Annotated in this window: 5 protein-coding genes; 2 read left to right on the top strand and 3 right to left on the bottom strand. The window is 32.0% G+C overall.

Features of this window, described 5'->3' with window-relative positions; translation table 11 throughout:
* Both ABI657_RS13995 and ABI657_RS13990 read left to right on the top strand, forming a co-directional pair.
* A partial coding sequence (locus ABI657_RS13995; protein WP_348097887.1) for a T9SS type A sorting domain-containing protein occupies positions 1-1,690 on the top strand: 1,690 nt, incomplete at its 5' end.
* 118 nt (positions 1,691-1,808) lie between these two features.
* Positions 1,809-4,406, top strand: a complete 2,598-nt coding sequence (locus tag ABI657_RS13990; RefSeq protein WP_348097886.1) for a T9SS type A sorting domain-containing protein — start codon at positions 1,809-1,811, stop codon at positions 4,404-4,406.
* A gap of 197 nt (positions 4,407-4,603) precedes the next feature.
* Here ABI657_RS13990 and ABI657_RS13985 read toward each other — a convergent pair whose 3' ends face one another.
* The 3 genes from ABI657_RS13985 to ABI657_RS13975 form a co-directional block, all read right to left on the bottom strand.
* The gene (locus tag ABI657_RS13985) at positions 4,604-5,134 is read right to left on the bottom strand and encodes a biopolymer transporter ExbD (RefSeq protein WP_348097885.1); all 531 of its coding nucleotides are present in this window, start codon (positions 5,132-5,134) and stop codon (positions 4,604-4,606) included.
* Between the two features lie 19 nt (positions 5,135-5,153).
* Positions 5,154-5,678, bottom strand: a complete 525-nt coding sequence (locus ABI657_RS13980; protein ID WP_348097884.1) for a biopolymer transporter ExbD — start codon at positions 5,676-5,678, stop codon at positions 5,154-5,156.
* A gap of 236 nt (positions 5,679-5,914) precedes the next feature.
* Entirely contained in the window at positions 5,915-9,280 is a 3,366-nt protein-coding gene (locus ABI657_RS13975) for a CheR family methyltransferase (protein ID WP_348097883.1), read from the bottom strand.
* Positions 9,281-9,295: the final 15 nt, after the last annotated feature.

The raw sequence follows: 9,295 nt of genomic DNA, 5'->3' as shown, positions 1-9,295 counted from the left end.
TATTCAGGCTAACAGGAATTTGCTGGAGTCAGTAAATATATCTGATTGTCCTAATCTGGAAAGTTTAACTTTATATGACAACAAACTTATTTCTTTAGATGCAAATCAATTTAAGAAGCTTACTAATCTTGATTTAGATAATAATGCAAATCTAATCTCGGTATCAATTAAAAATGGTTCACCTGAAAAGCAATTATATACTGATGTTTCTAAATGTCCAAATCTAAAATATATATGTACAGATGATTTTAAATTAAAACCTGTTCAAAGCATGGTTGATCAATTAGGATATACTAATTGTAATGTAAATAGTTATTGCACTTTTGTTCCGGGTGGTGATTTTTATACCATAAAAGGAAATACTAAGTATGATGAAAATGCAAATGGGTGTGATGTGGGTGATATTAATTTTCCTTCTCTAAAACTTTCAATTTCAGACAATATCATTGGAGAATCAATATCTAATAATTTGGGTTCTTATTCTATTCCTGTTTCAGCTGGAACATATACGCTTAAGCCAGTATTAGAAAAACCTAATTATTATACTATATATCCATCAACTGTAAAGGTTGTTTTTCCAGCTCAGGCAAATCCTTTTATTCAGGATTTTTGTGTTACAGCAAATGGCGCTCATCCAGATTTGGAAATAACATTAATTCCTATTGACGCGGCACGACCAGGGTTTGTTTTAAAATATAAAGTTGTGTTTGCAAATAAAGGAACAATGACCCAATCAGGTACAATTAATTTAAATTTTGATGATTCGATTTTAGAGTTGGAAAATTCTAATCCGGTAGTTTCCAGTCAAAAAATAAATAACTTAAATTGGAGTTTTACTAACCTATTACCATTTGAAAGCAGAGAAATTACTTTGACAATGAAGGTAAACAGACCAACAGAAATACCACCGGTTCGTAATGGAGATGTTTTGAAATACTTAGCAACAATTGCTTCATCAGAAACAGACGAAACTCCAATTGATAATACATTCACTTTAAATCAGACAGTTGTAGGTTCTTATGATCCGAACGATAAAACTTGTTTAGAAGGAGATATCATTACGCCAGATTTAATAGGCGAGTATGTACATTATATGATTCGTTTTGAAAATACCGGGACTTATCAAGCAGAAAATATTGTAGTAAAAGACATGATTGATTTATCTAAATTTGATATTTCAAGTTTAATTCCAACCAGTTCAAGCCATTCTTTTGTAACTAAAATTTCAGAAGGAAACAAAGTAGAGTTTATATTTGAAAATATCAATCTTCCTTTTGATAATGCAAATAATGACGGTTATGTTGCCTTTAAAATTAAGACACTTCCAACCTTAAAAGTAGGAGATACATTTGCTAACGAGGCTAATATTTATTTTGATTATAATTTCCCGATACTTACTAATAAAGCGACATCAAAATTTCAAACTACTTTAAGTAATCCCGATTTTGAGTTTTCTAATTATTTTGCATTGTATCCAAATCCTGTGAATGATGTTTTGAATATTAGTGCTACTCAAAATATAGAAATACAATCATTCGCGATTTATGATATTTTAGGACAAATAGTGATTGCTGTCCCAAATGCAAAATCTGTTACCAATATTGATGTTTCAAAGCTAAGAGCGGGAACTTATTTTATAAAAGTAAAATCAGACAAGGGAAGTTCCAGCATAAACTTTATTAAAAACTAATATTATACAAAAGTCCCACAGAAATGTGGGACTTTTTTTGGTTGTATTATGAAATAATTTAATAAAAAAAGTTGTACAATTACTCTGAAAAACTATTTTTGTTTAAAAATTTATTTATATGAAGAAAATCTACTTCCTGGCTCTGGCTTTATGCTTTTTTAATGGTTTGAATGCACAGTTTATTTCGTTTCAGGATTTTAATCTTAAAATGAAGTTACTGTCATCTCCTGTGAATAGCAACTCTAATTCTGAAATTGAAATTAGCGAGGCGTTAAACACGACTTATTTGGATATTAGCAATTCTAATATCACTTCATTACAGGGATTAGAAAATTTTACCAATCTTGAGTTTTTAAATTGTAGTGATAATCCAATTATGATGGATATTGATTTTAATGTCTTAAAGAAACTGGTTCATTTAAGATATTCTAATATTCAAAGCAAACAGATTTTACAAATTGAAAATTTACCAGAACTGACTACAATACTCGCGGATGGCTTAACGAACTTAACATACGTTCAATGTACTGGAAACCCAAAACTGACCACATTAAGTTTAAACGGAGCAGCCAAACTGACTGAAATTGTAGCTTCAAATAATAAATTGACTTTACTAAACCTGCAGGGATTATCAAGTCTTACTAAGCTACGCTGTTCAGGAAATCAATTGGCAGCATTAGATGTGAGTAGTTTGACAAGCCTGGAGAGTTTGAGTTGTGAGGGTAATATCTTAAAATCGACTGAATTTAATGTAGCCGGATTACAAAATCTTAAGTTTTTGTCCTGTCAGAATAATCAATTGGTAAAGTTAAATGTAGATTTTTTATCAAAACTTACCTATTTAAGCTGTTATTCTAATGAGATTATTGATTTACCTGTAAGTAACCTTAACAATTTGGAAGAATTGTATTGTGATGGGAATAATATCGCTTCATTAAAATTAGGCAGTTTACAAAAACTGATTTGGTTGAACTGTAGTGATAATGCATTACCTCAATTATATGTATATGGTTTAACGAATCTTAAAGGATTAAAATGCAGTTATAATAAATTGACATCATTGGATGTAAGCGAATTATTCAAGTTAGAAAGTCTCGAGTGTTTTAATAACAAGATTGACACCTTGGATTTAAGTAATTCAAAAGACCTGAATCGTTTAGACTGTTCTCAAAACGAGCTTGTTTCACTATTGATAAGAAATGGAAGTACAGAAAAAGACTTTTTAAAGTTCTCATCAAATCCTAATCTAAAGTACATTTGTGCAGATGAAAACCAACTGGACCAGGTTAAGGCTTTGGTTACACAATATGGTTTTTCGAATTGTAATGTAAATGCATATTGTTCTTTTAAACCGGTTGGAAATTATTATACTGTTCAGGGAGAAAGTAAACATGATGCAGAAAATAATGGTTGTGATGCTCAGGATATCAATTTTCCAAATTTGAAATTTAATTTATCTGATGGCACAAATTCAGCAAATATAATAGCAGATGTGAATGGAAACTATTCTATTCACCTGCCAGCAGGAACACATTCTATTACTCCTGTTTTAGAAAATCCAACTTATTTTTCTATTTATCCTACTGCTGTAAATGTTACTTTTCCAACACAGATCGCTCCGTTAACGCAAAATTTCTGCGTAACTCCAAATGGTGTACATTCTGATTTAGAGATTTTGGTTTTACAAACTGTTCCTGCAAGACCAGGTTTTGAAGCTTCATATAAAGCGATTTATAAAAATAAGGGCAATATAACACAATCCGGAACAGTAAATTTAAATTTCAATGATTCAGTTTTAGAACTTGTTACCGCTAATCCAGTTGTTAGCACACAGGCAACAAATTATTTATCATGGAATTTTACCAATCTTAAACCATTCGAGTCAAGAGAAATTAATTTCACACTTGAAGTAAATGCTCCAACGGCTATTCCTCCGGTAAAAAATGGAGATATTTTGTCTTATACTGCAAATATTGTATCTTCAAATACAGATGAAACTCCAATCGATAATACATTTACTTTTAATCAAACTGTTGTAGGATCTTATGATCCAAATGATAAAACCTGTTTAGAAGGTAATGTAATTACTCCAGGGCTAATAGGAGAATATGTACATTATATGATCCGTTTTGAGAACACAGGAACTTATCCGGCTCAAAATATTGTTGTAAAAGATATGATTGATCTGTCAAAATTTGATATTTCTACTTTGATTCCAACAAGTTCAAACCATTCTTATGTAACTAAAATTTCGGAGGGAAACAAAGTAGAATTCATTTTTGAAAATATTAACCTTCCTTTCGATGATGCTAATAATGATGGATATATAGCTTTCAAAATAAAAACAAAATCAACATTATCAGTTGGAGATACATTTGAAAACGATGCTAATATTTATTTTGATTATAATTTCCCGATACTTACCAATAAAGCAACATCAAAATTCCAAGCCAATTTAGGCAATCAGGATTTTGAGTTTTTAAATTATTTTACTTTGTATCCAAATCCTGCAAGTGATGTTTTAAATATTCATGCTGTACAGAATGTAGAAATACAGTCAATGGAAATTTATGATGTTTTAGGGCAAGTGGTAATTGCGGTTCCAAATGCAAAATTAGTGTCTGCTATTGATGTTTCAAAACTCAAAACTGGCAATTACTTTATAAAAGTAAAATCGGATAAAGGAAATTCGACAACAAAATTTATCAAGAAATAAGATAGCTATTAAACTTGAAAATCCCACATTGCTGTGGGATTTTTTTATGTCTTTAATTAGAAGGTTATAATTAAATGCAGCTTCAATATTAAATTTTTAAGGAGCTATTCCTGCTGTTCGCTATATCTTTTTCTGGCTAAAGAAACCAAAAGAGGATGCAGCTTCCATCAGGGCTAAGCCATTGGTTTCATCATAAATTATTTTATTGCTAGCAAATTAGTTTCTTCAGGAGTGTAATAATCTACAATTGCATAAGAATTAATACCTGTTATTTCCATCTCATCAAGAATACTAACCAAATTCCCATAATTGGATTTTTTACTTGGCTTGATAATTACTGTAACGCCTATTTCTGGTCTTCCCATTGCAGCTGAATAAGCATGAGTTTTCTTATCAATAAATAATAATTCTTTACGTATTCCGTCTTTTCCATATTTTATTTCTTTAGGCTTTTGGACAGGAGAATGTATCAATCCGATATAGCTAATCATTTTATCATTATCATCAAGAAGAATGGTTAAAATACGATTTTCGTCGGGTCTGCTACAACCTAAATCTCCTCCACATCCCCCTTCACGAGGAAAATCAAACTCCATAAGCTTTGGTTTCTCCAATTCTGTCGTTACCATAAAAAATACAATTAATAAAAAAGAAACACTAACCATTGCAGTTAAATCGACTCTTGTTTGTAACTTTTTGCTTCTAACTTTTTTAGGCAGATTATCCATAATTCAAAATATTTTATAATTATTTAGAAGCTAATAATTTAGATTCTTCCGGAGTAAAATCATTTACAATTGTATAAGTGCCAATATCTGTAATGGCCATTTCATCCAGAATATCTACTAAATTTTTGAAATTGCATTTTTTGCCTGGCTTTATAATTACAATCGCCCCTTTTCTATAGTCACCTGTATATTCCTGAATTTTTTTTTTGTTATTTAATAGTTCTTTCCGAATACCATTAGCTCCATATTTAACTTTTTTAGGTAATTTATCTGAATATCCAAGTAACCCTGAATAGGTAATAATTTTATCATTGTCATCAAGTAAAACTGTTATAAGACGATAATCTATACCAGCTCCACAACTAATAACTCCATCCCAAACGGGATTTTTTTCAGGCAAACCCAATGCCATTATTTTTGGTTTTGCCAATTCAGTTGTGACCATAAAAAACACAATCAGTAAAAAAGAAACACTGACCATTGCAGTCAAATCCACTCTTGTTTGTAATTTTTTACTTCTAACTTTTTTAGGCAGATTTTCCATAATATATGAATTTATTAGCTAAAATTAATGATAAACTGTTAACAAAATCGCTATGCTTTAAAAAAAATTGAAAATAATTTTATATACTTAACGCATTGTTCTGCAACGATTTTTAATAACTTGTGATAAAAATTTCTATTTTTTTATTTTTCTGAAAAAATCAAATCCAACTAAAAACATTGTTGAGCACGCAGTTTATTCAAAAAATCTGCAACATCATTAGCCTGTAAACGTTATTACATTGGAAGTATAACATGAAATTCAGCGCCTATATTCTCTTCAGATTTTGAAAAAATAATTCCTTTATGATTCTCTACAATTTTTTTACCAATTGCAAGACCAATACCCGTTCCTGTGTAAATTTCATTGGTATGAAGTCTTTGAAAAATAGTGAAGATCTTACTTTCATATTGGTTATTAAAACCTATGCCATTGTCTTTTATTACAATCTCACAATACTTTATATTTACATCAAGAACAGGGTGCTTTTTGATCTGACTGATCGTCATTTGATGAGAATTTATCTCTATTTTAGGTATTGATCCATCATTTTTATAAAACTTAATGGCATTACTGACCAGATTGTAAAAGAGCTGATTCATCTGTAATGGGATTGCATGTAAAACTGGCAATTTCCCGACTTTAATTATCTGTTTGTGTTCATCAATTAAAAGTTCAAAATCAATAAGAATATTAGAGATAATTATATTTAAATCTGTCACTACAAATTTTCTTTCTGTATTATTAAGATAGGAGTAGACCAGTAAATCCTTAATTAACGTATTCATCCTTAAAGAAGATTTGCTGATTTTTTCGAGCAGAAGGAGCGCGTCATCAGAAATATTTTCTTTCATTCCCATCAGCCTGCTGATAAACATTAATATTTTTCGCAAAGGCTCCTGAAGATCATGACTGGCTACATATGCATATTCCTGCAGCTGAACATTGGCATCATTCAGGTTTTTAATAGTGCTTTCCAATTCGGTATTTGAGGTTAACAAATCCTTTGTACGTTCCTGAATCTGCATTTCCAAACCATCAGATAATTCCTGTAATCTTTTTTCAATAATTCTGCGTTCCGTAATATCTTCAATGGCCAGCAGAATCAGTTGTTCCTTACTGGTTTCATTGGTTACCTGTCTTGCATTTAGGAGCATTATGCTCTCTCCGTATGGCATTAGATTTACAGAAATCTGATAATCATCCAGCTGTGTTTTTTCAGGAAGTACTTTTTCAAGCATTGCCCGCATCGGAATATTATCAAAAAGATGATTCTGTATTTCATAAATCAGCTTTCCTGCTGCCTCATCTTTAGCGATATTATATTTTTTTGAGAAAGCCCTGTTAATGTTTTTTATCCTTAAATTAGTATCCAGAACTACTATTGGTTCCCTTAGAGTGGCCACTATGGCTTCTGTATAATTCTTAGAAATATTAATTTGCTGCTGCTTATTTAAAAGCTCCTGGTTAATCTGCAGAAGCTCTTCATTGCTGGACTGTAATTCTTCCTTAGAGGTTTCCAGCTCTTCATTGAGACTTTGCAGCTCTTCACTGCCGCTCAGTAATTCTTCATTAGCACTTTGAAGTTCTTCATTTGAGGATTCGTGTTCCTCACTGATGGCGTTGACATCATCATGTATTTTAGCCAGTTCTTTTTCAAGCTGTGCAATCCTTCTTAAATTACTATTATCACGCAATTCCTCTGTAGTAAATTTACTGGAAGGCAGATCTTGGTCTTTAGTGGGGCTTTTGTAAAATAATACTAAAAAATAAAGTTCTGAAGTGTCTTCCAACTGTTGTATTTCAATCGTAATTTCACTGAAACTTCCTTTTTTCTTGATTTGAATTCCTTCTTTGATTATGACAGAACCCGTTTCTTTGGCTTTGTGCCATGCGTTACGTAATTCGAATGCCAGCCCGTCACGAGCCATTTTCAAAAGATTAAATGTTGGTTTGCCCGGTAATAGTTCAATAAATTCTGCAATTGTACCATTAATGTGCACAATATCCATCTGTTCATTTACAATTACACTTGCAGGTGTATATTTTGAAAGCAATAGTGCTTCTGCGCTTTTTCTGAAATCTTCTTTGATAGTTTCTTTTCTTTCGACATTTGTTTTTGGTACTATGGTTTTTCCATTAGAACCCATGCCGGAATGTACAAATCTGCCTGAAATCTGTTTACGCGTATAAATTTTGCCTGCTTTATCAAAAGGCTGAAACAGCTCTCCTGCCGGAACAGTAGTTTCTGATTTTCCTAAAAGTAAAAAACCATTGTCTTTTAAAGCGTAATGAAATGTTGTCAATGATTTTTTTTGAAGATACGAATCCATATAGATAAATACATTCCTGCAGGAAACTAAATCCATTTTGGCAAAAGGAGGATCCGTTAAAAAATTGTGTACCGCAAAAATGCATAAATCGCGAATCTGCCTTTTAATTTTGTACCCATTTGTATTAGATGTAAAATACTTTGTCAGGATTGTTTCTGAAACGTTCTTCATCTGAGATTTTCTGTAAAACCCTATTCTTGCTTTGGCTATAGCGATTTCTGAAATATCTGAAGCAAAAATCTGAATTTCTTTTCCTTCTAAATTTTCTCCCAAATATTCGTGAAGCAAAATAGCCAGCGTATAGGCTTCTTCTCCGGTAGAACAGCCTGCAATCCAGACACGAACTGTATTTTCTTCACTTACCTGATTGCATAACATCGGAAATACTTTTTCACGCATCGTCCTGAATATTTTAGTATCCCTAAAAAATTCCGTTACTGGTATCAGCATATCATTAAATAAATCCTGAGGTGCAAGTTTGTCTCCCTGAAGTACTTTTAAATAATCCTTTAAACTGGCAATTTTGTTCAGTGCCATTCTTCGGGCAATACGACGACGGATTGTAGTTTGTTTATAATAGGTAAAATCTACACCGCTGTGAAGCCTCAGGATTTTAATAATTTCCTGAAACACCACCTCATCTTTTGGATCATTTTCTTCACTTATAGTATCATTTTTCCTTGAAAGTTCGATGATTTTTTTGACTATTTGTGCAGGTGACAATACGTAATCTACAACTCCTGAATTAATTGCGTTTTGAGGCATTTCATTATTAGACGCATTCATATCCTGCGCAAAAGTAATTCCGCCATGTTTTTTAATCGCTTTGAGTCCTATGGTTCCGTCAGATCCATTTCCTGAAAGCAATACGCCATAAGCCAAATCAAGATGCACCTCAGCCAGTGAAGTAAAAAAAACATCTATTGCCTGGTTTTTGGTGTTTTTCTCACGTGGACTTAATTTTAAAACACCATCAAAAGAGGTAAGCATTTTATTCTCCGGAATTACATAAATATTGTTGGGAGCCAGATGGATGTCATCAGTAATTTCATTAATCGGAATTTTTGCAACACGGGACAAAAGTTCGGTAAGCATACTCTCATGCATAGGGTGCAGATGCTGAACAATAACAAAAGCCATGTCAGAATCATTCGGGGTTGCATCAATAAACTGTGTAAAAGCCTCAAGACCCCCTGCCGAGGCACCAATACCAATAATGGGAAAGTCCTGGCGTGCAGCTTCAGGTAAGTTTTTTTGATGTTTAAGCATGTGTTACGTATTTAT

This window comes from Flavobacterium sp. (assembly GCF_039930565.1).
Taxonomy (GTDB): Bacteria; Bacteroidota; Bacteroidia; order Flavobacteriales; family Flavobacteriaceae; genus Flavobacterium.
Note: the sequence above shows the minus strand (reverse complement) of the source record. Positions and strands in the feature narration are given on the sequence as shown.